Below are 605 nucleotides of genomic sequence, written 5' to 3'. Positions count from 1 at the left end.
AAATTATCGAAGAATTGCGATTTGAGTTTTGCGCAGGAAGTATTAGCAAAAAAGAAGGAAGCCACGGTTTTAATATCATTATTGATGTAAGAGGGTTAGTTGTTTATTCATTCTTCCTCGAAATAAGTCTGGTAGATCATCTTGATCAGACACTACCAAATAAATTTGAGGAGCCAATATTATTGGATTTAGACAATGTTAATCAGAGGGTTAAGAATTTCGAGTGTCGAATTAGCAAGGAAGAACACTATGCCTGATGTCTTCAAAGTTAAAATTAATATTATAAGCTTTCCTTGCTTAACTAGTATTACTTGTGAGATATATAAAAATAATGAGCTACACTGGACATCCTCTAATTTGGATATGGATATAGGTTTAACGCAGTTTACTAATGATATTGCAGGAATAATTAATTTTGATTGGGAAACAAATTCTTGGATGAATTTAGAAAAACCTTTAGAAGCGGCTCCCGATGAAGCTACACAAATATTTTTTAAAACGATACTCAAGTCTACTATTGACGCAGGGGAAAATTTATATGATTATCTATCTGAAATAGGATTTGCGGAGGTTTTAAATAAAGTCAACTCGATGCCAGATGGTGC

General features: G+C 32.9%; 2 protein-coding genes. Both read left to right on the top strand.

The genetic code is table 11. The features are described 5' to 3' along the window. A partial coding sequence (locus AADEFJLK_RS25375; protein ID WP_211299345.1) for a hypothetical protein occupies positions 1-257 on the top strand: 257 nt, incomplete at its 5' end. Further along, a partial coding sequence (locus AADEFJLK_RS23730; protein ID WP_146054754.1) for a hypothetical protein occupies positions 250-605 on the top strand: 356 nt, incomplete at its 3' end. The genes AADEFJLK_RS25375 and AADEFJLK_RS23730, both read left to right, overlap by 8 nt.

Source organism: Methylovulum psychrotolerans (assembly GCF_002923755.1).
In the GTDB taxonomy this organism is placed as follows: Bacteria; Pseudomonadota; Gammaproteobacteria; order Methylococcales; family Methylomonadaceae; genus Methylovulum; species Methylovulum psychrotolerans.
Note: the sequence above shows the minus strand (reverse complement) of the source record. Positions and strands in the feature narration are given on the sequence as shown.